The organism is Sphingobacteriales bacterium (assembly GCA_016719635.1).
In the GTDB taxonomy this organism is placed as follows: Bacteria; Bacteroidota; Bacteroidia; order Chitinophagales; family JADIYW01; genus JADJSS01.
In genome coordinates this window covers 713,082-737,692 of sequence record JADJYT010000001.1, presented here as the reverse complement: position 1 = coordinate 737,692, position 24,611 = coordinate 713,082, and the positions used below count along the sequence as shown (strand labels likewise).

At 43.1% G+C, this 24,611-nt stretch carries 16 protein-coding genes; 6 read left to right on the top strand and 10 right to left on the bottom strand.

Annotated elements, in window-relative coordinates:
• The 6 genes from IPM95_03370 to IPM95_03345 all read right to left on the bottom strand — a co-directional run bounded on the left by IPM95_03370 (position 1) and on the right by IPM95_03345 (position 4,496).
• Positions 1-921: a hypothetical protein gene (locus IPM95_03370; protein ID MBK9328358.1), complete on the bottom strand. Its 921-nt coding sequence runs from the start codon at positions 919-921 to the stop codon at positions 1-3.
• Between the two features lie 36 nt (positions 922-957).
• Positions 958-1,284 (bottom strand): RNA-binding protein, encoded by a 327-nt coding sequence (locus IPM95_03365; GenBank protein MBK9328357.1) that lies wholly within the window; start codon positions 1,282-1,284, stop codon positions 958-960.
• Between the two features lie 123 nt (positions 1,285-1,407).
• Complete coding sequence (locus IPM95_03360) at positions 1,408-1,830, bottom strand: hypothetical protein (GenBank protein MBK9328356.1); 423 nt, start codon at positions 1,828-1,830, stop codon at positions 1,408-1,410.
• A gap of 110 nt (positions 1,831-1,940) precedes the next feature.
• A complete protein-coding gene (locus IPM95_03355) occupies positions 1,941-3,686 on the bottom strand; it encodes a PspC domain-containing protein (protein MBK9328355.1) in 1,746 nt (581 codons plus the stop codon).
• A gap of 31 nt (positions 3,687-3,717) precedes the next feature.
• On the bottom strand, positions 3,718-4,092 hold the full coding sequence (locus IPM95_03350) for a PadR family transcriptional regulator (GenBank protein MBK9328354.1): 375 nt from the start codon (positions 4,090-4,092) through the stop codon (positions 3,718-3,720).
• A 35-nt stretch (positions 4,093-4,127) separates the two neighbouring features.
• Positions 4,128-4,496 (bottom strand): hypothetical protein, encoded by a 369-nt coding sequence (locus tag IPM95_03345; GenBank protein ID MBK9328353.1) that lies wholly within the window; start codon positions 4,494-4,496, stop codon positions 4,128-4,130.
• Between the two features lie 318 nt (positions 4,497-4,814).
• On the opposite strand from IPM95_03345, the gene IPM95_03340 reads away from it, so the two are divergent.
• Both IPM95_03340 and IPM95_03335 read left to right on the top strand, forming a co-directional pair.
• Entirely contained in the window at positions 4,815-5,966 is a 1,152-nt protein-coding gene (locus tag IPM95_03340; GenBank protein MBK9328352.1) for a mechanosensitive ion channel, read from the top strand.
• Positions 5,967-5,984: 18 nt separating this feature from the next.
• Complete coding sequence (locus IPM95_03335; protein MBK9328351.1) at positions 5,985-6,299, top strand: hypothetical protein; 315 nt, start codon at positions 5,985-5,987, stop codon at positions 6,297-6,299.
• 3 nt (positions 6,300-6,302) lie between these two features.
• On the opposite strand, the gene IPM95_03330 is transcribed toward IPM95_03335, so the two are convergent.
• Together IPM95_03330 and IPM95_03325 are read right to left on the bottom strand one after the other, a co-directional pair.
• Positions 6,303-13,256 carry a gliding motility-associated C-terminal domain-containing protein gene (locus IPM95_03330; protein MBK9328350.1) on the bottom strand — a complete coding sequence of 2,318 codons (6,954 nt, stop codon included), beginning with the start codon at positions 13,254-13,256 and terminating at the stop codon, positions 6,303-6,305.
• 276 nt (positions 13,257-13,532) lie between these two features.
• Positions 13,533-17,726, bottom strand: a complete 4,194-nt coding sequence (locus tag IPM95_03325) for a gliding motility-associated C-terminal domain-containing protein (protein MBK9328349.1) — start codon at positions 17,724-17,726, stop codon at positions 13,533-13,535.
• 202 nt (positions 17,727-17,928) lie between these two features.
• Here IPM95_03325 and IPM95_03320 point away from each other — a divergent pair, with 202 nt between their 5' ends.
• Genes IPM95_03320 through IPM95_03305 form a run of 4 tightly spaced genes read left to right on the top strand, consistent with a single transcriptional unit; the run spans position 17,929 to position 22,488 of the window.
• Entirely contained in the window at positions 17,929-20,625 is a 2,697-nt protein-coding gene (locus IPM95_03320; GenBank protein MBK9328348.1) for a DUF2961 domain-containing protein, read from the top strand.
• Positions 20,626-20,662: 37 nt separating this feature from the next.
• Entirely contained in the window at positions 20,663-21,391 is a 729-nt protein-coding gene (locus IPM95_03315) for a nitroreductase family protein (GenBank protein MBK9328347.1), read from the top strand.
• A gap of 8 nt (positions 21,392-21,399) precedes the next feature.
• On the top strand, positions 21,400-22,002 hold the full coding sequence (locus IPM95_03310) for a LysE family transporter (GenBank protein ID MBK9328346.1): 603 nt from the start codon (positions 21,400-21,402) through the stop codon (positions 22,000-22,002).
• Between the two features lie 18 nt (positions 22,003-22,020).
• Positions 22,021-22,488, top strand: coding sequence for a hypothetical protein (locus IPM95_03305; GenBank protein MBK9328345.1), 468 nt, complete (start codon positions 22,021-22,023; stop codon positions 22,486-22,488).
• 140 nt (positions 22,489-22,628) lie between these two features.
• Here IPM95_03305 and IPM95_03300 read toward each other — a convergent pair whose 3' ends face one another.
• The gene (locus tag IPM95_03300) at positions 22,629-23,519 is read right to left on the bottom strand and encodes an SDR family oxidoreductase (GenBank protein ID MBK9328344.1); all 891 of its coding nucleotides are present in this window, start codon (positions 23,517-23,519) and stop codon (positions 22,629-22,631) included.
• On the bottom strand, positions 23,516-24,580 hold the full coding sequence (locus IPM95_03295; protein ID MBK9328343.1) for a glycosyltransferase family 2 protein: 1,065 nt from the start codon (positions 24,578-24,580) through the stop codon (positions 23,516-23,518). Before IPM95_03295 ends, IPM95_03300 begins: the two co-directional genes overlap by 4 nt.
• Between the last annotated feature and the right edge of the window lie 31 nt (positions 24,581-24,611).

Here is a 24,611-nt window from a genome sequence, read left to right as displayed (position 1 = left end):
TCATCCGAATAAAGGTGTCACTATCCGTATTTCTGTCCCACAACCGGAACAGTTCATGACTTCTTTCCAGTTCTCGGTCAATTTATTTTCAATTCCGCAGGAGGTACAGTTTATGCTGGACTTAATTGGATTCAAACAATGACACTTTTCACAGATAAATTGAATGCTGTTCTCCGGTATCAGCTGCTCATACTGACATTGAGAGCAGTGGTGTTTATTTTTGGTTACATGGCTGTAATCCGCATACTCGTAGTTTAAACCCAGCAATTCTAATAAACGGGAGGATTGGTCTTCTTCCATATAAGGAAGCCATACCTGAGCCAGCTGAGAAATTTTCAGTCTGAAATGTATGTCTTCAGGCAGCACCTGGTGCATAATGGCATAATCAGGGTTATCATAACAGGCACGGAAAGATAATTTGACAATTTTGATATAATGGGTTAGCATGGGTTCAAACGTATCCCAGGTAACATAGGATTTATTCCCTTTCGTATGGTAGGCTAATCCTGAATATTTCGCCTGATAATCTTTCTCCAGTTGTTTAAGTTCGGGACTGAATGCATAATCGGCACTCATTTTTGCGGCAGCTTCAACATATTCTTGATAGATGTCCGGTGTGTTCACCGTTGGGGGAAGATAGTGCGGAAATGCCCTGTAATAATAATCCCAGTAGTGGAATTGCAATTTTTCGTATGCCTCTTTCTTTTGTTCTGTCAGGAGCTGTTGGAGCTGCGATTCAATAATCACCTTTTCTATCTCATATTTCTTCACAGCTTCCTGCTCATTCTGCCAGATTTTATAACCCATTGTGTAATCCACATCAATCAGATTGGCACAAAAATCACATATCACAAACGGGGAATGATAGGCATTGACTTTCGGAGCACCGCAACGCTTACAACTGAATTTTTTGGAAAGCATAAATCAACTAGTTTTAATGGTACAGATTTTTTTGGATTATCTATTTCCGGTTCGCTTATTAAAACTTCCCTTTAAATTTGTGCCGCCTTTGCCCCAGTTCTTCTTTTTAACACCCGACATCTTTTTTTCTTCTGATACAGAGACCATGATTTTTCTTCCCATCAGTTCGGTACCGTCTAATGCCTTAATGGCCAGCAAAGCTTCCTCATCATTTGGCATCACGATAAAAGCGAATCCTTTGTTTTGCCGCGTGATATTATCTAGGATGATTTTTACGGAAGCGACTTCTCCGAATTGACTGAAAATCTCATTCAGCTCTTTCTCTTTTATCTTAAAGGGAATACTGCCCGCGTAAATGTCCATGGTCTATTTTTACTCTATAAATGTAAGCATTTTTCTTCCGGATAAAAAAATGTCCCGGATTAAGTCCGGGACACACAACATATAAACTTCTTTAAAAAAAATATCAGATCAGCTTAGTCTTTATTAGCTTTTACTGATAGACTGGATGATTTTCTTAAACTCCGTGTAAGAAGAAAGTTCCTTCAGGTTCGGATCGTTCAATGCCTGATCGCTGTTGCTGAATCCTGTTCTGACGGATTCTTTCAGAGATTTCAGCGCTTTGTACAGTTCATTGGTTTGCGTGTAAGTACATGCCTGTTGGTACATGATGGCTGAATAGACATCGTTATACTGTCCTTTCTCATTGGCAGATAATGTATTGTAGCTTTCAATCCATTTTTCAATGGCTTTGTTGGCATAGTCAAATTTTTTATCGGCAATGTATCTTGCTGATAAATCCTGCATCTGTCTGGAGTAAGATTCAAATGCTGTAACGTTGATGCTTGGTTTTGCGATAGACAAGAAGACAAAGCTTCCCAGGGCTATCAAAAGTGATAACTTTTTCATTTTTTTTAGTTTTAAGAGTATTAAGAAATTTGTTTAGTGTTTTTGTCTAATTGGTTTCATTTTCCTCCGGCTCTGTAAGGAGCCGGAGGATATTTAATGAATTTTAACGGTTAGTCAATGGCAATCAATTCACCATTCTGCATTCTAAATATGTAGTGCTCACGTTGCAGGCGTACATGGAATTCCTGATCCAGAGAGTCTTCTAATTCTGCTTGCTGAGATTCCAGTTCCGCTGCAGCATTTTCCAGTTCCGCTTTTGCCTTCTCCAGTTCTTCCGTCACATTCTTGTTTTTGGTGTCTATCTTGATGGAAATATTCGGAGGTACAGGCGGCGTTGGCGGTACCGGTATATTTATTTGGATACCGTTCGGGTTCTTTACATTATCCCAGTTGACGACTAGCTTTCCTTCATCCATATATTTCTCTGCACGCTCATCCCATCGGATAATCTTTCCTTCCGGCACAAACACTTTTACCTTAAGCTTTTGATTCCTGAATTTGATCATATTGTTTTCAAACTGTATGTACGGATCAATGATCAGTTTGTTGTTGATTTGCGATATGCTGTGTGAAAAGGAGGTGGCATTTTTGATGGCATCTTTATCCGTTTTTCCATTCGCTGAAAATTCTTTGATTATACTAAAGGAATCGGTAAGGCTAGGGAAAATTTCAATTTCCACAGGGAAGAATTTATCATTGTGATCCGAGATAAAATTCATCAGGTCCGTTATGCCGTTCACATATACATCGTTGTACTCCTCATCTTTTATCGTCGGATTGATCATCAGCTGCAAAGTGTCGGATTTGTATCCATAATTCAGGGGATAGGTCTGATTGATGCGCTGCTTTTCGGCGATTAATTTTTTCGCATTGTAACCGCTGATATTTAACAGAACCAACCCGAATAGAAATAATCCGATTAATGGAAACACAACCTGTTTTTTGAGCGGTTTCACTTTTTTGGATGTGATATGTACAAGGGCAACGATACCGAAGATGATTGGAATGATACCTACTAAAATTCCACCAAGTCCCAGAAACCAGCCATTGGATGTATTTTCAAAAAAATACGTGTTTACAAATGGAACGCCTACAATAGCCAGAACGGATAATACAATCATGGTTATGAAGAATGCAAACAGCAGTACGCCTCCTATTAGAACGGCACAGGCTATTCCAATCCACAATAGGAATTTGAAAAACAACAGGACACCTGCTCCCAGGAATACGATGAGTTGTCCAAAGACCCCTTTTGGTTTCGAAGCCGGCGTTTCATCCTTTAGTTGTTTTTCTATATTGCTTAAGTTCACAGCTTCACCTTTCATTTCCAGTTTCTGTGTGGAAGTTACAGCCTCCGGCATGATAAACCACAGGATAGGGTAGGCCAGTAATCCGAATCCGAAACCGGTTATGATGGTTATAAGGATAAATCCTAGCCTGACCCAAATGGGATCAGCTATGCCAAAGTAGTTGGAAATTCCGGAGCATACACCCGCTACCAGGCTGTTGTCAGGATCACGGTACAAGCGTTTTCCGATAGAGAATGCAGCTGCAGATGAAGAGGAGGAGGAAGAAGCTGTTTGGCTTTGCTGTGTTTTCTCTTCGTCAAATTCCTGCGGATTGCCCATCATATTGACCACTTCGGCGGCATCTGCCTTTGTGATAATGTAATTCTTGCCTTTTGCCATAAATAGTTCGGCAAACCGGCTTTCTATATCCCGTATGATTTCATCTTTTTCTTCTTCGTCGTTGTAAAAGGAACGGAGTGAACTGAAATAACCGGATAGATGTTCGTACGCGTCTTCATTGATATTGAAGATTTGTCCTGCTAGGTTGATATTGAAAGTCTTAATCATGACGTTTATTTTATTAGTTTAATATGATTTTTTAAAGATTGGTTTCATTTTTTTGATAATGTGTGGCCGCATTCGCTGCATTCAGCAGTTCATTCCACGTTTCTTTTAATTCTTCCAGCGCCGTGTGGCCTTCCAGCGTCAGTGTAAAGTATTTTCTGGGCGGACCGGATGTAGACTCTCTCCACTCATACGTCAGTAGGCCGGCATTCTTTAGGCGCGTTAACAGCGGATAAACGGTTCCTTCCACTACTAACAGATTGGCGGACTTCAGGGCGTCTAAGATATCGGAAGCATATACTTCCCCGCGGGATATGATACCGAGTATGCAAAATTCAAGGATGCCTTTACGCATTTGAATCTTGGTATTCTCGATACTAAACGCTGATGTTGATGATGGTGTTGTCATATCTAAAGTTTAATTTTTTTGAGAAATGAATGGGTTTATTTTTTCAATGTTAATTGCATAGAGTAAACCTTTCCCGGAACCATGTTGTGGCTGTAAGAGGCACTCTCTATGAATTTGACCACTTCGGTTTTGGATTTTTGATCTTCCGCATTGATGTAGGTAATATAAGCGCGTCCGTCTTCCTCAATGATGTAATCCACGTCTACGGAAGCAAATTCATCTTTTGTGGTTAAAGTGTTTTCTGAAGAGAGGTTATGGATAATGTCATTTGTGAAATTCGTTCTTTCAAAAATGAATTCGCTTTTTGCTTCTTTGCAGATTTTACTGTTTTTTGCAGAAACGGTGTTGTTGTTGAGTGCAGGTAACATTACAAATGTCAAGGCTGCGATAATTAAATTGTTCATGTTTATTATTTTTAATTTTAGTTAACCAAGTAATTGACAATACAAATATACAGATAAAACAATGAATTATGCAATACATAGTACTAAAATTTAACATTAAATTTTCTAATCAATTGATAACCAATTATAATAATTTTTACTTTTTTTCATTCTTTAGGTATTTTGAGTATTTTTTGATATAAAATCGGCTATATTTGTAGTCCGGTTATGAAAAGATTTGCAGTATTTTTTTTCCTTTTGTACAGTTTTCGTGTTTTTTCATCAGATGACAACTTCAATTCGTCACCTTATTCCACCATTTATACACATATTCATTACTTGCAAAATGAAGAATATGATTTAAAAACGTCGGCTAAAGCTTTCAACACGAAGAATATAAAAGAGGCCGAGCACAATGCCGTTCAGCTTAAGCAAATACTGGATGGTAAAGGAATTTTTATCAAACTAAATGATATTCCCGACAAGCCAGATTATTTTGATACGGTTAGTAAGAAAGCAATTTATGTTCTAAATAACAGACTGCCGCAGGTATATCTGGAGAAAGTTGGAAATAACTGGTATTATTCAAAAGAAACGGTCAATGCAATTCCGTGGCTGCATAAATTAATCTATCCTTTCGGTTCTGCAGTCTGGGTAAAATTGTTCCCATATCAGGCCGGTAAAACTTTTTTAAAACTTCATTACTGGCAATGGATTGGCTTCGCAGGAATTGTACTGATATTTTTAATTACCTTTTTTATCTCCAGATTTATTGCCTATCTCATTATCAAGAAAATAGCGGAACGAAAAATCTCCAATCCTTTTGATGATTTGGATTTATTAAGGGTAATTGCAAATTCATTCAGTCTGGTATTGGCATTTTTTGTTTTAAAACTGATTTTACCAACTTTATTGCTGTCAACGAAACTTTCCGCTTCGTTGACCAAATCGGTTGATTTGGCCGCTGCAGTTATTTTGATCTGGTATTTATTCAGCCTGACTGATTTTATTATGCGGTATGCTGCTCAGGCTGCAAAGAAGACGCCGAGTCAACTAGATGATCAGTTAATACAGGTGCTGCGTCGTTTCCTGAAAGCGGGTGTCATTATTTTCGGAATATTCTATTTGCTGAGGATTTTAGATGTTAATATTACAACAGTGATAGCCGGTATTTCTATCGGAGGTTTGGCAATTGCGTTAGCCGCACAGGATACGGTTAAAAATTTTATCGGCTCATTGATGATTTTTGCGGACAGACCCTTTAAAATAGGCGATACCATTTCCGGTGATGGGTTTGAGGGCGTCGTTCAGGAGGTGGGATTTCGCTCTACAAGAATTAAAACACCGTCAGAATCGATTGTTACCGTAGCAAACGGTAAACTGGCAGACATGACAATTGACAACAAAGGTTATAAGATTCTGAAAAAATACAAGACGGAAATTTTTATTTCATATGAAACACCTTTACCCAAAGTGGAAAAATTCATTTAAGGCATTCGTACCATTTTAATGAAGTATCCGTTTACTAAAAATTCTTCCATCGATGTTTTTCTGGCAAACATTCATGCGAATGGTATGACGGTCTCTATTAATTATACCTACAAAGTTTACAACCAGCGCGAAGAATTCCAGCATCGTGAATTCATTTTATTGAATATCCTGCGCCTGGCTAACCTCTTGCAGATAAAATTATTTGAACAGCAACAGCATGTTTTAGTGGAGCAGATATCCGAGGATTCTCTGAAAATATCCGATGAAGATATTAGCTATCAGTTAGACCGTTTCTTTGCAGATTTCGATGCGGAGGACAATCAAAAGAAATAATTTTTATTTCAATAGGGTTACGATACCTTTTTTGAATATACGTTTATTTCTGAGGATGTCGAAGTATTCGACAATCCATTCGTAGGAGTCGACCTGCTGATCTTCACTTTTGTACATACCGTTCCACCCGAGGGTTATATCATTTGTTTTGAAAACGAGCTCCCCCCACCGGTTAAAAATGCTGAATTCAAAATCATTGAATTTATCACAATTGATAAAAGCGAAGAACAGGTCATTTACCCCGTCGTTGTTGGGGGAGAAAGCCGAAGGGACATAGAAGTCACAGAAACAATCCTCGCTGTCAATGACGGTGGTATCGGAAGCCTTACAACCGTTGATGTCATTAGTGACGGTAACGGCATAGGTTGCGCTGTTATTGGCGGAAGGCTGCGGGCTTGTATTATCACTGACCAGGTTGGCGGGCGTCCAGGCGTAGCTCATATTGGCAATGGGTGCGACACCGAGCGTTACACTCTGAGTGGTGTTTATATTGATACAGATAAGGGTCTGGTCAGGTCCTGCATCAGCCAGCGGTGTGATGGTGTCGATGGTTACATTCATGTTGTCAGAGTCACTGCATCCGTTTGCGGTTTTAGTCACGGTCACGAGGTAAGTGCCGACTGTATTTGCCACAGGTTGGGCAGCAGCGGTGTTGTTCAGCCCCGTCGCCGGCGTCCATTTATAGGTGTTCCCGGAGATGGCCTGCGTACCGATAGAGACAGACTTCACGACACAGGTTAAGGTTTTATCAGGCCCTGCATCGGTTACGGGTCTGGTCGTATCAACATCCACCGATACGACATCCGCGGCAGTACATCCGTTGACGGTTTTAGTTACGGTTAAAGTAAATGTACCGATAGAAACAGCGGTAGGCTGAGCGACAGCGGGATTGGATAAACCGGCTGCGGGTGCCCATGCATAGGTGTTCCCTGCAATGGCAGCGGTACCGATTACATGAGCAGGATTGGAACAGGTGATGGTCTTATCTGTACCGGCGCTGGCAACAGGCCTGGAGGTATCGACAGCAACGCTGACGGCATCCGAATTAGTACATCCGTTGACGGTTTTGGTTACGATAACGGAATAGATGCCTGTGGTGTTGGCAGTAGGCTGAGCGATGGCCGGATCGCTTAACCCTGCTGCTGGCGCCCATGCGTAGGTATTGCCTGCAATGGCAGGTGTACCGATAACATGGGTAGGATTGTCGCAGGTGATTATCTTATCGGCTCCTGCATTGGCAAGGGGATGAATGGTATCCACGGTAACAATCACTTCGTCGGATTTGGAACATCCGTTGGAGGTTTGAGTCACGGTAAGCGTAAAGGTACCGGTAGCTGCAGCCGTGGGCTGTGCAATGGCAGTATTACTTAAGCCCAAAGCCGGCGACCAGGCATAGGTATTCCCTGCGATGGCAGCAGTACCGATGACATGAGTGGGATTGGCACAGGTAATTATCTTATTGACACCTGCATTGGCGACAGGCCGGGAGGTGTCAACGGATACGATCATCGCATCGACGGCAGTACAGCCGTTTACGGATTTGGTTACGGTTAATGTATAGGTTCCGGTAGTGGAAGCGGTAGGCTGATCCAGCGCCGGATCACTCAGCCCCAAAGCCGGCGACCATGCGTAGGTGTTCCCTGCACTGGCAGCAGTACCGATTACATGAGCAGGGTTTGTACAGGTGATGATTTTATCCGCTCCTGCATTGGCGACAGGTCGGGAGGTGTCAACGGATACGATTATCGCATCGACGGCAGTACAGCCGTTTACGGATTTGGTGACGGTTACGGTATAGGTTCCGGTGGTAGACGCAGTCGGCTGTGCAATGGCAGGATTACTTAGTCCCAAAGCCGGCGACCAGGCATAGGTCTGGCCGGCAATGGCCGGGGATCCGATGACGTGAGTCGGATCGTCACAGGTAATTATTTTATCCGCACCTGCATTGGCGACAGGTCTGGAGGTATCTACGGAAACGATAACAGCATCAGAGGCGGTACATCCGTTGAAGGATTTAGTGACGGTTAAGGTATAAGTACCTGTAGTGGAAGCGGTCGGTTGCGCGATGGCCGGATCGCTCAACCCGGCAGCGGGTGCCCATGCATAGGTATTGCCTGCAATGGCTGCAGCTCCGATGACATGAGTCGGATTGGCACAGGTATTTATTTTATCCAACCCTGCATTGGCGACAGGCCTGGAGGTGTCAACGGAAACGATGACCGCATCGGAGGCGGTACAGCCGTTGGCCGTTCTGGTAACAGTTAGGGTATAGGTGCCTGTGTTGGAAGCGGTAGGCCTTGCAATGGCGGGGTTGCTTAGTCCCAATGCAGGATTCCAGGCATAGGTATTCCCTGCAATGGCCGCCGTACCAATGACATGTGTGGGGTTGGAGCAGGTAATAATTTTATCGGCACCCGCATCGGCAACAGGACGGATGGTATCGACGGTAATGAGGACATCATCGGTCCGTGTACAACCATTGGATGTCTGAGTGACGGTAAGGGTAAAGGTACCGGTCGTAGAGACGGTAGGCTGGGCAATGGCCGGATTAGACAAACCTAAAGCGGGAGACCATGCATAGGTGTTGCCAGCCACAGCAGGGTCACCGATGATATGGGTAGGGTTGGCACAGGTGATTATTTTATCGGTTCCTGCATTGGCGGCAGGGCGTGAAGTATCGACAGAAATGAGGACGGCATCGGATGAAGTACACCCGTTGGCCGTTTTGGTTACGGTTACGGTATAGGTACCGGTAGTGGAAACGACAGGCCTGGCAATGGCGGGGTCGCTTACCCCTGCTGCGGGCGACCAGGCATAGGTATTCCCGGCAATAGCACCGGTACCGATGACATGGGTGGGATTGGCGCAGGTGATTATTTTATCGGCCCCTGCATTGGCTATAGGACGAGAGGTATCAACGGCGACGATAACATCATTGGAGTTGGTACACCCGTTTGCCGTTTTGGTGACGGTTACGGTAAAGGTACCAGTGGTAGAAACGGTAGGCTGAGCGACAGCGGGATTGGATAACCCGGCAGCTGGTGACCAGGAGTAGGTATTACCTGCAATGGCAGCGGTACCGATGACATGCGTAGGATTGGAACAGGTGATGGTCTTATCTGTACCGGCGTTGGCAACAGGCTTGGATGTATCAACGGATATGGTCATGGCATCAACGGAAGTACACCCATTTGCGGATCTGGTCACGGTTAATGTGTAAGTACCGGTTGTTGAGGCAGTAGGTTGTGCGATGGCAGGATCAGAAAGACCAAAAGCCGGAGTCCAGTTATACGTATTGCCAGCGATGGCAGCGGTACCGATTACATGCGTAGGATTGGAACAGGTGATAAGTTTATCCGTTCCCGCATTTGCTCCGGGACGTATTGTATCTACCGTGATGGTTACATTATCAGCGGAGCTGCAACCATTCACCGTTTTAGTCACGGTTAGAGTAAAGGTACCGGTGGTGGAAACGGTTGGTTGGGCGATGGCTGGATTTGACAAACCTAAAGCCGGTGACCAGGAATAAGAGTTACCCGCCGCCGCCGCAGTTCCAATAACAAAACTGGTATTTGAACAGGTAAGTGTTCGATCCGTACCGGCATTGGCTGTAGGTCTGGTGGTATCAACGGAAATAGTGGCAGCATCAGTCGCGGTACAGCCATTCACCGTTTTGGTGACGGTTAAAGTGTAGGTACCGGTGGTCGAAACGGTAGGCTGTGCAATGGCCGGATCGCTTAATCCGGCAGCCGGCGACCAACTGTAGGTATTTCCTGCGACCGCTGCTGCGCCCAAGACAAAGGTTGGATTGGTACAGGTGATGATTCTGTTAAAACCGGCATTTGCCACGGGCCTTATCGTATCGACAGAAATGGTTACGGCATCGGAAGAAGTACAACCATTGGTGGTATTGGTAGCGGTAAGCGTAAAGGTTCCGCTAGCAGAAACGGTAGGCTGAGCAATGGCTGGATTGGATAACCCGGCAGCCGGCGACCACGAGTAGGTATTTCCTGCGACGGCTGGCGCACCAATGACAAAAGTCGGATTGGCACAGGTGATGGTCTGATTGGCGGTAGCATTGGCGACAGGCCGTAAGGTATCCACGGTGATGGTTACGGCATCTGACTTTGTACAACCGTTGACGGTCTTGGTGGAAGTGAGTGTAAAGGTACCGGTAGTGGAAGCGGTAGGCTGTGCGATGTTGGGATTGCTTAATCCGGCGGCCGGCGCCCAGCTATAGGTTTGACCGGCGACAGCAGCGGTACCGATGACAAAAGTAGGGTTGGTACAGGTGATGATGTTATCCGGCCCTGCATTCGCAGCAGGAGAGGAAGTATCTCGGGAAATGTCTGCAACATCGGTACTGACACAACTATTGCCGGTATTTGTTACGGTCAGTGTATAGGTATTGGGTTGTGAAACGGTAGGCTGAGCAATGGCCGGATTGTTTAATCCGGCAGCCGGCGACCAACTGTAGGTATTGCCTGCGACAGCTGTTGCGCCCAAGACAAAGGTTGGATTGGTACAGGTGATGATTCTGTCAAAACCGGCATTTGCCACGGGTCTTATCGTATCGACAGAAATGGTTACGGCATCGGAAGATGAACAACCATTGGTGGTATTGGTAGCGGTAATCGTAAAGGTTCCGCTAGCAGAAACGGTAGGCTGAGCAATGGCTGGATTGCTTAACCCGGCAGCCGGCGACCACGAGTAGGTATTTCCTGCGACGGCTGGCGCACCAATGACAAAAGTCGGATTGGCACAGGTGATGGTCTGATTGGCGGTAGCATTGGCGACAGGCCGTAAGGTATCCACGGTGATGGTTACGGCATCTGACTTTGTACAACCGTTGACGGTCTTGGTGGAAGTGAGTGTAAAGGTACCGGTAGTGGAAGCGGTAGGCTGTGCGATGTTGGGATTGCTTAATCCGGCGGCCGGCGCCCAGCTATAGGTTTGACCGGCGACAGCAGCGGTACCGATGACAAAAGTAGGGTTGGTACAGGTGATGATGTTATCCGGCCCTGCATTCGCAGCAGGAGAGGAAGTATCTCGGGCTATTACAACAGTATCTGTATTTGTACAGCTGGTTGCGGTATTGGTAACTGTAAGGATAAAGGTGTTGGGTTGTGTAGCGGTAGGTTGGGCTATGGCTGGATTACTTAATCCGGCAGCAGGTGACCAACTGTAGGTATTCCCTGCAATTGCGGCAGTGCCAATGACAAAACTATTGGTGCTGCACGTCAGCGTCCTGTCAATCCCGGCATTGGCAACAGGTACTGTAGTGTTTTGATTAATAAGTACAGCATCTGTTGACGTACATCCGTTAGAACTTTTGGTTACAGTGAGTGTGTAGTTATTTGGAAGGCTGGCAGTGGGTTGGGCTATGGCAGGATTATTTAATCCTGCGGCAGGAGACCAGGAATAAGTATTCCCACCAACAGATGGAGAACCAATGACAAACGACACATTTGCGCAGGTGAGTGTCTGGTCGCTGCCGGCATTTGCGCCCGGACTTACCGTGTCAATAGAAACAATTACAGGATCAGTAGCAGTACAACCGGTCGTGTCATTTCGTATTGTAAGTGTATAGGTATTCGGCTGAGAGGCATTCGGTTGAGCTAATGATGAATTATTCAATCCGGCAGCCGGTGACCAGGAATAGGTGAATCCCACTATGGCGGGTGTACCTATGCTGACAGAAGGATTTAAACAGGTGATTGTTTTATCTGCCCCTGCATTGGCTGTTGGAAATCTTAAAGGAGATATAACCACGGTATCTCTCTTAGTACATCCAGTTAGGGTATTTCTAACAGTTAAAATATAGGTGTTTGGAGTGTTGGTTGTAGGTTGGGCAATATTGGAATTGCTTAATCCTGCTGCCGGAGACCAGGTATAGGTATGTCCGGCTACTGCCGGGGCACCTAATGTAATATTTGGTGTGATACAGCTAAGGGATTTATCAGGTCCGGCATTGGCAACAGGCAAGGCGTTTACCCTGAAGATAAAGGTATCTCTTACCGTTACACTTGAACCATCACACCTGTTATTCACTAAATTTGCAACATACGTTTTGGTAGTATTTGGACATACAGAAGCATTTAATGTTGCTGTATTGGAAACAACAGTACCATTATCTGTCCAGTTAATGGTTTGCTGTAGTGCACCATTTGGATAAAATCTGAAACAGGTATTTCCAAATGACGATGTAGAAGGGTTGTTTCCAGGTGCAGAAAAAGCAACACTACCTGCAGCATTTTGAATTCCGATTATACCTCGCCCTCCATTCCAGGAAGAACAAACTGGTTTATTGTTGATAATAACATCAATGATATTATACGCTTCGTGTAGGACTATTTGAGAAGTATGTAAGGAGCCAGTACAGGAAAACATCGGAATTCTGTAGAAATTGATTACAAATCTTCTGCAAGGATATACGCCTTCTGTATAGAAATTAATTCTGTTCGGACTGAATCCTACACTTGGATCGATGTCTGTATAAGGACCCATGATAGAATTGATCGGTTTTCCGGCATCAGGAATACCTCCGGAATATGACCATGGACAATAGGCACCTGCATATCCCAGATTAAATGAAATCAAGCCATTTGCTCCAATTACCAATCTGTTGTAACTATTTCCAAAGAAACAAAAATTAAAACCTATTGGAACAACACCGCTCCAGATATCATCCTGGTCGACAATTACATTTGTTCCGGTAGTATTATACGATGGGCTTGGTAGTGTCATTTGCTGAACCAGATATGTGTTAGTGGCCCGGTTATCATATTGCGGAATAGCAGTCCTATTGGGGTCAATACATGTTTCGCTGCATTGTGTTACATCCACACCTGCATTTATACTATAACACGGCCTGACATATGTTGCCTGACTGGATGCATCAAAATGTGCCCATAAAAAACATAAAATAAATGAAAGGATGATGTATAGTTTCTTCATTCCAATTGTTTTAGATAGTTAGAAGTAGCAATAAATAAAGTGAATACATGAATACTTGAGAACCCCTTAAAAACTCATATACCCAACTACAAAATAAGGAAAAACATTTAAATTGTTAACATTTCTTAAGAAAACTTCCTCTTTTTAACAATTTGTTTAATTATCAGTGACATTATGTGATAAAATGCTGAACTTTTTGAAAAATTGATTTTGACGGTCTAATTAAATATAATACATGTATTTGATTGGATATCAATATGTAACGAACAAGAAGGATTATCTAAGTAGAGTCAGATTCCCATTCTTCCTGATTTTTAGATTTCCCAAAATATCATCGTATTCCAATATCCAAATGTAGGTATCAATTGGCTGAATTTCATTTTTGTATTTGCCATCCCAACCCATCTCAGTTTCGGTAGTATGGAATATCAATTCACCCCATCGGTTATAGACACTTAGAGTATAATCTTCAAAAAATACACAGTTGGCAAATGGCTTGAAAATATCGTTGTATCCGTCGTCATTAGGTGAAAATGCAGATGGAATATAAAAGTTACAACTGCAGTCTTTTATTCCTATGGAAATGGTATCCGTGGTGACGGTGCATTCGTCAAAAACCCTAACAGCGTAAATCCCGGCGGCATTTATTGAAAATGAAGGAAGGGTGCTGTTATCCAGCCAAATAAATCGAACGTTACTTGGATAGTTCAGGCTGATGGTATACGTGTCACCATCGCAAATCAGGGTATTCTCGCCCAGATTTACTTTTGTTAGCGCATCTTTGACTCTCAGTTTTGTAATAATTATACTATCACATCCGTAGACGTTGTGAAAAGTATCATTGTATATACCGGATTGTTGTGTCGTATTTCCGTTTGGCAATGTATAACTCAATCCCGCGCATATTGCGGTGTCTGTTATTTTTTGACTGGCAGCATTGAATCGAATATGATAATGAAGCAGACTGTCGCATCCCACCAAATTTGTTAGTTTGACCATATAATTTCCTGACCGTGTTATCACCTGTCCATCGGGAAGTACGTATGAATTTTCTTCACAGAGATAAACGGTATCGTGCCGGCTGCTATTGTTCAGCAAACTGATCCGAACTGTTAAGATACTGTCACACCCGACACTGTTCTGTAGTGTATCCGTATAGATGCCTCCTGTAAAATATTTTTTGTTGTTGATGGTAATGCTGTCTCCGTCACATATTGTACGTGCAAAGGTTGAAAAACTGGATTGACTGCCATTTATGTAGATGGTGTCTAAGGCATCTTCGGTACAATTGGTTTCATCAAATATCCTTACTGTATAAATCCCGTTAGACAGGTTTTTAAGAATGGAGCTTGTGTCTCCGGTATTCCATATAAAATGAACAGGCGTGGAACTCTGTGAAATAGCTATGGTTATTTGTGCATTGTTTGTGCAGGAAGATAGAACTGTCTGTTTGCTGTAGAGTACAGGTTTTATTCCCGGACACCTCACAAAACTGACCACCACCGTGTCTTCCGAAATACAACCGTTGGCCGTATCGTTCAATGTCCAGACATACGTATATTGTCCCGGAAATATAGCTACACTGATTTTTGTATTGGCATCGTGGATATTGTAAAAATAGGTGTTGCCTGAACTTGGATGGACTTGTCTCCATGTTCCAGTAGTATTGGCACCGGCAGTGTTGGCATGTAAAAAAATGACCGTGGTATCAATTGCGATATCCATACCTGCATTTGCACGAATCGTACTTCCTGAGATATCAGTAACATAAATGTTCTTATGGAATGTGCAATTCAGGTATTTGATACTGACATGAAACGTATCATCACCTGAAGGATAGGCATAAATGCCGGGCGTATGCCCTATGGTGTCACCATGTTTGTTGGTCCATATGTAGGTTGCATTGAAAATGTCCGGTGCAATTAACTGTACCTGGCCGTTACACTTTTTCCGGTAGGTAGGTTCAAAATCAACATTTAATACTTCCGTGGAATAATCCGTGCTGATTCCGCAGGCATCGCTTACCCTGAATTGTGCTGTACCCAATGGCATACTGTCATAGAGTACAAAATTTGAATTCGTAGTAATGGGACGAATGGTGCTGTTCAGTACTTCATAGGAGTATGGCGGAGTGCCGCCTGTTATCATTGCTTTCACACTCGCCCTGTTGTTGTTGCAAATTAATCCGTACGTGGCGGACAAAGCAGGCCTTGCATAGAATGACGTAAAGAGGGTATCCCTGCCGTGGCTGCAGAATTCATCCCCTTTATAATATACGACATGATAGGTGCCTGTCTTTAGATTGTTAAACAAGCCGGAATAACTATAAACCAGCGGATTACCGGTGTCCAGCTCCCTGATGTTGTAATCGATTTCCGGTAAATCACACAATTCGAAAAAATATTTTCTGCTCAGGCTGTCGATATATAATGAGTCGATATCATAGCCAGCCGTTATGGAAGCATTGCTAGGGCACCCCGGATTCACAGAACTTCGAAAATGATAGTAATCCGGCAGGAATAACGGCTGTTCATTGCATCCGTCTTTGAGTACATAATGACCCGTATCTACACCGCTGAATCCTGTTGAACTTTGTCGTATGGTACCATTGCCGACAAGACTGAAATTTATATTACTCCGGTTATTCAGCAGTTTTACTTTCCAGGCGAATGTACATTTGCTATTCACGAGTTTTAAAGATGGTGTAAGGCAAAATCGAACAGTATCACTGAACCCTCCGGTTTTTAGATATCTTACCGTGTCACTGTTGCAGCTCAATCCTCTGGCATATATCCAATAGGTATCCGCAGGTATGGAATTTATGAGTCCGGTGTTGTTGGTCATCAGGATATTGAGCGTTGAGTCACACAAAATATATTCCATATCATCGGCAAATCTGGGTGTAGATGCCGTACCACAGTTTTTTTTATCATATAAACTTACCCTAAGGGATAATTCATTACAGGAATTTTGAAACATACCTAATTGCAATCCTACCGGATGCACATAGTCAGTGAGTATGGTGTCGCAAACCAATTCACGTACTTCCATCTTATAACAACTGTCGTTGTCAATACTGCTGAAGATCCCATTCCTGTTTTGTGCGACAATCCTACCATTCATATCTTTCAGCGTATAGAGCGCGGTCGTATCGGTGGCGCAATCTTTTTCCAGTCGGAATCTTAAACCATTGCAGCTTTGATATTTATATAGATTGAGCGCCGAATAACATTGTTTTGAATACGAAAATGAGTCTATGACTTCATCGCCGCAGGCATTGGTTATTTTATATTTATAACTGCCTGTCACCAGCTGATAAAAGGATACCTGTGTGGTGTCCGTAGAGATGCTGTCTGTTTCGTCGAATGAAGTCGGACCGGAAATAGACTGGAATCTGGTGGGAGGAAATGATCTTCCTGTACCATTGAAGGGAATGAATGTATTTACAATCATTCCGCCGTCAGGACAATTTACGGTGGGTTGTTTTAAGATTTTCATCTTATTGATTTTAACGGTACTGCTTAAATCGCAGCTATCTGTGATACCGACAACTATGGAATCTTGTGTGTTAGGTATGTTTTGAATGAACGCTGAATTACCGGTGCTGCCATTTGCAGTAAACACAAAGGGAATATTGTTTCCTCCGCTGATATTGGTGAGTGTAACGGAATTATTTTTGAAATTGACACAGGCGACCTCATAGGTGTAATTTGGAAAAGGACAGACTTCAAACCGGTTGGACAAGGAACATTGGTCTTTTACATCAATCTGTATGTTTCTATTACATTTGGTGATGTTGCTGAAGTGGCCGTTTGAATTGGTCTCATCATAACCGTTGCCATATGCATGGAAAATATAGCCGCCGTTGCCGCTTATAATCGAATTCAGTCGGATGCTTCTGTTGCTTCCATTTTCTATGCAGGAAAAATCCATATTCACGGTAACCGGATTGACAGCTACCGCTTCCGAATAAAAGTTTTCACAACTGTCCGTTACTCGAAATATATAATTACCGCTTGTCATACATCGGAAAGTGTTCGAATCGGAGGGTGTTGTATAGGTGAAGCCTCCATCCGGTGAATAGGCATATTTATAAGGGCCTTTTCCGTTGTTTGCCTGAATGATGACGGAGGATTGCACCTGCGTGTGTGAAAATGAAAGGGGGGTATAATTTCCGCTTATCAATGCTGGGGTGGTTTTTGTGGTATTATTGGCATCTGAAACACGAACGGAGTAATTCCCTGACGGTAAGTTTTGAAAGATGTTTGCATTTTGCAATGGACGAACAATGCCGCTGCTGCTGGACGTTATCTGATAGAAATAAGGAAAGCTGCTTCCAGAAGCATTCACCATAATCGAACCATTTGAACTGCAGGTAGAGGGTGTTGTTGAAATGGAAATATTGAGTTGTGCAAGAACTGACTGCAGGACAGTTAAAATACAAACTAATAAAATCAGGATTCTTTTCATTAATTTCAAATTTATATTCATTCAGCTTGATTATGTTGTTTTTATACGATTTTTGCTGAAACCCATAAATCAAAGATGTGTATAGGTTGTTTTGTAATAGACTGCTTATTAGTAGATTGTATTGAGTATATTGGGTAATTTATTTACAATGACAAAAATTTGTATTATTTTCATGCTCTACAGAGCTTATATTTGAACCGATATGAGAAGAAGATTGATCTGTTTGTTGATGGTGTCTGCATTTATTTCTCAATTAAATGCGCAGACGTTACTACAGGATTTACCGGTGCTGAAAAATAAATCCATTTCATTTTTACAAAGTACTTACGACAGAACCGGATTAAACGACGACCGCATTTCACCGGAGTTTAAAAATTATTACGACGTCATTCCGCAGGGAAAAGTGAACAACCCCGGAGGAACAGCTACCAACAAAAAAGAATATGTCATTTGTCAGGTGCAGGGTCCGGCAGTAGTAGAGCGGCTTTGGATGATTACCTTTCCCTTGAATTTTGATGCACGTATTCGGTTTTATTTTGACGGAGAAGCCATACCGCGTGTCAATAAGACTTTCAATGAATTATTTTTACAACAGTCGGCACCGTTTATAAAACCATTGGTACAGAATCTCTACGAATCCAGCGGCGGATTCTGGTCGTATATACAGATGCCGGTTGCGCAGTCATTGATTGTGACGATAGACACCGCTGCATTATTCGGGCAGTTCGGTGTACGGCAACTGCCGCGTGATACAGTCGTACAAAGCTGGACAGCCACACAAAATAATTCTTACCTGACGAATGAGTTTAATAAAAGCGGTACCTACCCTAAAACAAATTTTGCACTAACCACCAAAGACAGTTCTGTGGTTGCTGTCTTACCAAGTCAGACGGTACAGGTGTTTTCAAATTCAGGGAGTAACGTCATTGAAGGCATTCAGCTGCAATTGCCGCAACTGGATTATATGTATTCAGACTTCATAAAAGACAAAGGTAATTTCCACAAAGGCACCAGTAAGTTTACAATGCAAATCAACGGTAATGCAGATTCGGTTTTACTGATTAAACGCAGCAATAAATGCTACCACCTGGATTTTAACTTCAGAAGTCTGGCAGAAAATGCAGTTATGAAAGTAGACAACCTGAATGCAGGTACCTGGCGCAATACGGGCTACAGGACCTACCGATACTGGAAGAATGACACGTTCCGTATTCCAAAGGCACTGTACCAGGGGAAAAATCAGATTACCATTCAGGCACAATATAGTTCCGGTGAACCCTGGAATGAATCATATTACTGGATCAGCTGCAACAATATACTGACCGATTCATTTGATGTGGGAACAGGTTCCAGTGAAACAACACATGCTTATTCTGTGACGAACGTACAGGTCAATTTGTACAGTGAAATCAATAACCGCTACGATGCACCGAAACCGGTGAAGCAAAAAAACAGGCAACTGTTGGATTCGGTGTATTTAAGAATTTATTTCGATAACGAAACGACGCCTTCCATCAGTGCACCGCTGGGATTGTTTTTTGCAACGGGCGTGAACGACGTCACCTACATGAGATCCATTCCGTGCGGAAATATCAATGGCTGGTTTTACAATTATTTTTCCATGCCGTATTGGCAAAATGTAAAGATGGAACTCGAAAACAAAAGTTCAGTTCCTGTTTCATCCGCCATCCTGAAAGTCTTGACGGCAGCAAATCCCTATGACAGAAAGGAAACGGGTTACCTGAAAACCGTTTTAAGAAAAGAAACCAAAGGGTTTTCCGATAAATCGGATTACCTGGTGGCGGATGTCAGCGGCAGCGGAAAATACGTAGGAACGGTTATCGAGGCGGATCAGAACAACGATACCGCTTTCTGCTGGCTGGAAGGAGATGAGCGTATCTATGTGGATGATGCCGGAAGCCCTGTGTTTTACGGAACCGGTACGGAAGATTATTTTAACTCTACTTTTTATTTCTTTTTTGATGAATACAGCCTGGCGCAGAATGGTACCACCAACTCGGATGATTTTTACCACAAATCCATGTATCGTTTCCACCTCACCGATCCGATTTATTTTGAAAAACATTTGAGGTTTCAGATAGAGCACGGCGACTTCAATAACAAGCTCGGCAATTATCAGTCACTTTCATTTTTCTATCTGCAATCAACTACCTGTGTGCTCACTGATTCGCTGGATGTAGGCAACACAAACAGCGAACTGCTCCATCAGTATGCAGCATCCAATGCTAAAATTTTCATCAGTAAAAATGCTTCCTTTGAAGGCGATCCATATCTGTCATTGTTATCGCAGGACGGATATGCGATTTCGGACAGTAGTGTCTTTAAGGTGGCGATACGCCCTGATAACAAAGGTGTGCGCTTGCTGAGAACCTATGATTATAGTATCAAAAACCAGCAGGCAAAAGTGTATGTTGATGACAGTCTTGTAGGCGTTTGGCTGAATGCGGGATTAAATACGACATCCCAATTAAGAGAAGAATATTTTGATATTCCACAAAAATATACCAACGGAAAGTCAACTTTGAAAATTATGATAGTGAATCACAGTACATCTAATTGGACAGAATTATTCTACAAGGTGTACACTATTGTCGATTCCTCCGTGTTGTCCTCGGTGAAACAAACTGTATCCTCCAATCTTTTCAGAGTCTTTCCGACCGTTACCGATGATTTCGTAACGTTGCAAGACCGTGATATGCGTTCTGCTTCGGTAAGGATAGTGAACGCTTTAGGTAAGGTTGTTCGGGAATTTACTTCCGTCGATTTCAGAAATCCTCTTCGTATCAGCTTATCGGAATACCCTTCAGGTATCTATTTCATTACTATTTCACAGGAAGATAAAATACTGAAAACCGAAAAGGTGCTGCTGATTCATTAATTTTAAACTTTTGAATTTAATTCTTGTTACATTAATTATGAATATAGCAGCTAAAACATTTGATGATATAGTCAATGCCCGTCGTTCCATCCGAATATATGATGATAAGTCCCCGTTTGACGGAGAAGCAGTGAAGCGTAGTTTGGAAAGAGCCGTTCTGGCGCCGAATTCCAGCAATTTGCAGCTGTGGGAATTTTACCGTGTCAAATCAAAAGACAAAAAAACAGAACTCGCAAAATACTGCTTAGGACAGAAAGCAGCTTCCACTGCGAACGAACTGATAGTCTTTGTAACCCGTAAGGATAAGTGGAAAGCACATGCTGAATTTGTGCTGAACGAAGCGATGAAAGATTTTCCATCTAAAATCGGTAAGAAAGAGCAACTGATTATCGATTATTACAAAAAAATCATCCCTACGCTTTATTTTTCCGATCCGATAGATTTAACGGGCAGTGTCAAGAAAATCGTATCCGCCGTTGGCGGTGCATTTCAGCCGATACCGCGACAGGTAACTGCCGCCGACATGCGCATTGTGGTTCATAAAAGTGTAGCATTGGCGGCACAAACCTTTATGCTGAGCATGAAAGCGGAAGGCTACGATTCCTGTCCGATGGAAGGCTTTGACAGTGCACGTGTAAAAAAGATGCTTGATTTGCCGCGCGGTGCTGAAATCTGCATGATTGTTTCCGTGGGAACCGCCAAACCTGAAGGTATTTACGGCAGAAGGGTTCGTATTCCGAAAGAAGAAGTTATCTTCGAAGTATAATTCATTGCATGCTGGATGCTGTTCTCAAAGGTGTGTTCACCGGCATTACCGTTAGTTTCCTGATTGGCCCGATTTTTTTTGCGCTGATGGAGCTTGCCATCCGAAAAGGCTGGCGCTCCGGTCTTTTTTATGTGTGGGGTGTGATTCTGAGCGACGTCGTTCTGATCTATTTTCTCTATAAATTGATGCAGCGTTTTGATTTTACGCAGTATAAATTTTATATCGGACTGATTGGCGGCTGCGTGCTGATGGTATTCGGGGCGCTTACCTTCTTTTCCAAATCTGATATGCAGGCGGTGCATATCGAAAATATCAAAACCTATATCGGCGCCTTTCTGAAAGGCGTGACCATCAACCTGCTGAATCCGTTTGTGGTGGTCTGGTGGATAGGCGTACATACGACAATCAAAGCATTTGACTATACTCTGCCGGAACAGCTGGGTTTTTACTTTTCTGTTCTTCTTATGGTCTTCTTGTTTGATTTGGTAAAAATCCGGTTTGCTTATTACCTGAAACAACGACTGCAGGCGCACAAACTCATCTGGGTAAAAAAAATAGCAGGTATCTGTCTGTTTGTATTTGGTATTGCGATGATAATACGGGTGTTGTAAAGTATGGAATACTGACTCATGAAAAAAACTTATACCACAGCCTTTAAACGATTGCTCAAAGCAAGCGGTATCCGTTTGTTGCAGGAACGTATGGCTGCCGCGGAACGGGCGATGCAGGAGGCGCAGGTTGCCGCCAATAATGAAGAGAAAAGTTCAGTGGGCGATAAGTATGAAACTGCCAGGTCTATGTCGCAACTAGACAAGGAAATGAATGCCCGCCAGTTGGAAGCCGCCCGACAGCAGGTGCAGCACCTGCAGCAGGTGAACGTGGATTCCTGTCAGGATACTTTTGTCGTGGGTTCGGTGGCACGCATCGGCGGACAATATTATTTTCTATCGGTTGGCTTAGGTGGTATTCAGATGGAAGGGAAGAAAGTCTGGTATCTGTCCCCGCAGGCGCCGTTGAGTAAAGTGCTGCTCCAAAAACAGGCGGGCGATACGATACTGTTTCAGGGGAAAAACAGTACGATAGAGGAAGTGTTTTAGAGTTTGACAGAAACCATGGTGTGGATTTTCTTCCATATCATTTCAATCTGCCAGTTGGCGGTGAAAATCAAAGCGTTGATTCAATAAGGTGTTGTTTAGTTTAGGATACCCTCTAGGTCGATTTTTCCAATTTCCAATCCTCATTCCTCATCCTCATACAAAATGCTTCGTACGCTCACGTAATCATCTACGGTGGAGAAGCGGAAATCCGGGTATTCCGACATGAATTTTCGATTCTTCAGCCCGCCCTGTAATGGCCGCGCCGCCGGCGCATGGATTTGTTCGGTCGTCAATGGAATCAATTCATAACTCGCATCAGGAAAATATTTCAGAATGGTCAGTGCCAACTGTACGCGGTTCATGTAATCGGTGCTCGCAATGTGGTATACGCCGCACTTACGGTCATCCAGCAAAAGGAATAAACTGCGTGCAATGTCATATGCATTGATTGGGGTGGCATACTGGTCAAGTGGCAGGCGAAGCGTCAGTTTCTGTTGTTCAAAGATCTGTTCGATGATTCTGGAAACGAAATTTTTGCCACGCTCTTCATTGCCGTATACATTGGTGATACGCAGTACGATATTGCCATCATTGGCAGCCAATACGGCTTGCTCTGCTTCCAGTTTATGCCGACCATAAACGGATAATGGATGTGGTTCTGCATTTTCTTCGTACGGACCGTTGATGCCATCAAAAATATAATCCGTGGAAATGAATACCAGTTTGGCGTTCAGATCTTTGGATAAGTTTATCATATTTTGTGTGGAGGCAACTGTTTTTTCATGACTTTCCGCTTCGTGCTGCTCGCAATAATCCACGTGGGTCAGTGCGCCGCAATGTACGATGACATCGGGCTTGAAACTGTAAACATCAAAGTTGGATGGGTTGCCTAGGTTCAGCGTATCAAAAAATACAGTGTTGCGTGCTTGGTATGAAAAATAGGAACCCACAGATTCCCAGCCTTTCTCTTTGAAATGGCGAAGGCAGTTGGAACCTACCAATCCCGATGCACCGATGATAAAAACTTTCATTGAGGATGTTTTGAAAATTTTGAAAGAGGTAATTTCGAATACGCTTTGATTCTGCAGATAAAATAATCCCAAACGATGCATCCGTTATAAATACCGGTGGTATTCGGGCTCCCGACAGAAATCTCTTTTTCCAATTGCTCATTGTTCATCCTTTTCTTATCGAGTAATGCATTTGCGGCACTATAATCTCGGAGAGCGTTTATCACAGCGTCTGCATCTTCCTGTGTGTCCGTTATCTTTATTTTCAGCCAGGCAATCCGGTCCAGTATATTTCTGATAAAATTGACGTTTTTCAGTAACTTTTTAGTTAGGTTCTTATGCAGCAGCGACCGGCTGTTCCTGAAATTTAAGAATGTTTTTCGTGGGTTGGATTTATGCAGCGTTCCCCCTCCAACGTGGTAAACCACACTCTCCGCACAGTACCCGATTTTGTATCCCAGGTTTTTCAACCGCCAGCATAAATCAATTTCTTCCATGTGGGCAAAAAAATCCTCATCGAGTCCGCCGGTGCTGTGATACAAATCGGCTCGGATAAAAAGACAGGCTCCGCTTGCCCAAAACACTTCTCCACTCTGATTGTACTGACCATTATCAGGCTCACTCGAATTAAAGATTCTGCCTCTGCAAAATGGATAACCGTATTTGTCAATGAATCCTCCGGCAGCGCCGGCATATTCAAATTTTGATTTTTCGTAGTAGGAAAGGATTTTTGGCTGACAGGCTGCCATGGTATTATCTTTCATCATAAAATCCATGACGTGTTCAATCCAGCAGGCAGTTACTTCAACATCGGAATTCAGAAGCACGTAATAATCACTATTAACCTGTTTCAAAGCCTCGTTATAGCCGCCGGCATAGCCGGTATTGGTATGGTTTTGAATCAGCCGTATAGCTGGATAATGCTGCTGCATGAATGCCACAGAGTCATCCGTAGAGGCATTGTCTGCAATAATGATTTCTGAATTTGGATAAGTTGTATGTGCGATGACATTGGGTAAAAATTTTTCAACCCAGCTTTTGCCGTTGTAATTTAATATGACTACTGAGACTTTTGGGTGCATATCAACTTTGAATGCACGAAGATACACGAAT

Coding starts and splice junctions, on each gene's coding strand:
- IPM95_03370 (MBK9328358.1), bottom strand. CDS start 921: ATGCTTTCCAAAAAATTCAGTTGTAAGCGTTGCGGTGCTCCGAAAGTC.
- IPM95_03365 (MBK9328357.1), bottom strand. CDS start 1,284: ATGGACATTTACGCGGGCAGTATTCCCTTTAAGATAAAAGAGAAAGAG.
- IPM95_03360 (MBK9328356.1), bottom strand. CDS start 1,830: ATGAAAAAGTTATCACTTTTGATAGCCCTGGGAAGCTTTGTCTTCTTG.
- IPM95_03355 (MBK9328355.1), bottom strand. CDS start 3,686: ATGATTAAGACTTTCAATATCAACCTAGCAGGACAAATCTTCAATATC.
- IPM95_03350 (MBK9328354.1), bottom strand. CDS start 4,092: ATGACAACACCATCATCAACATCAGCGTTTAGTATCGAGAATACCAAG.
- IPM95_03345 (MBK9328353.1), bottom strand. CDS start 4,496: ATGAACAATTTAATTATCGCAGCCTTGACATTTGTAATGTTACCTGCA.
- IPM95_03335 (MBK9328351.1), top strand. CDS start 5,985: ATGAAGTATCCGTTTACTAAAAATTCTTCCATCGATGTTTTTCTGGCA.
- IPM95_03330 (MBK9328350.1), bottom strand. CDS start 13,256: ATGAAGAAACTATACATCATCCTTTCATTTATTTTATGTTTTTTATGG.
- IPM95_03325 (MBK9328349.1), bottom strand. CDS start 17,726: ATGAAAAGAATCCTGATTTTATTAGTTTGTATTTTAACTGTCCTGCAG.
- IPM95_03320 (MBK9328348.1), top strand. CDS start 17,929: ATGAGAAGAAGATTGATCTGTTTGTTGATGGTGTCTGCATTTATTTCT.
- IPM95_03315 (MBK9328347.1), top strand. CDS start 20,663: ATGAATATAGCAGCTAAAACATTTGATGATATAGTCAATGCCCGTCGT.
- IPM95_03310 (MBK9328346.1), top strand. CDS start 21,400: ATGCTGGATGCTGTTCTCAAAGGTGTGTTCACCGGCATTACCGTTAGT.
- IPM95_03305 (MBK9328345.1), top strand. CDS start 22,021: ATGAAAAAAACTTATACCACAGCCTTTAAACGATTGCTCAAAGCAAGC.
- IPM95_03300 (MBK9328344.1), bottom strand. CDS start 23,519: ATGAAAGTTTTTATCATCGGTGCATCGGGATTGGTAGGTTCCAACTGC.
- IPM95_03295 (MBK9328343.1), bottom strand. CDS start 24,580: ATGCACCCAAAAGTCTCAGTAGTCATATTAAATTACAACGGCAAAAGC.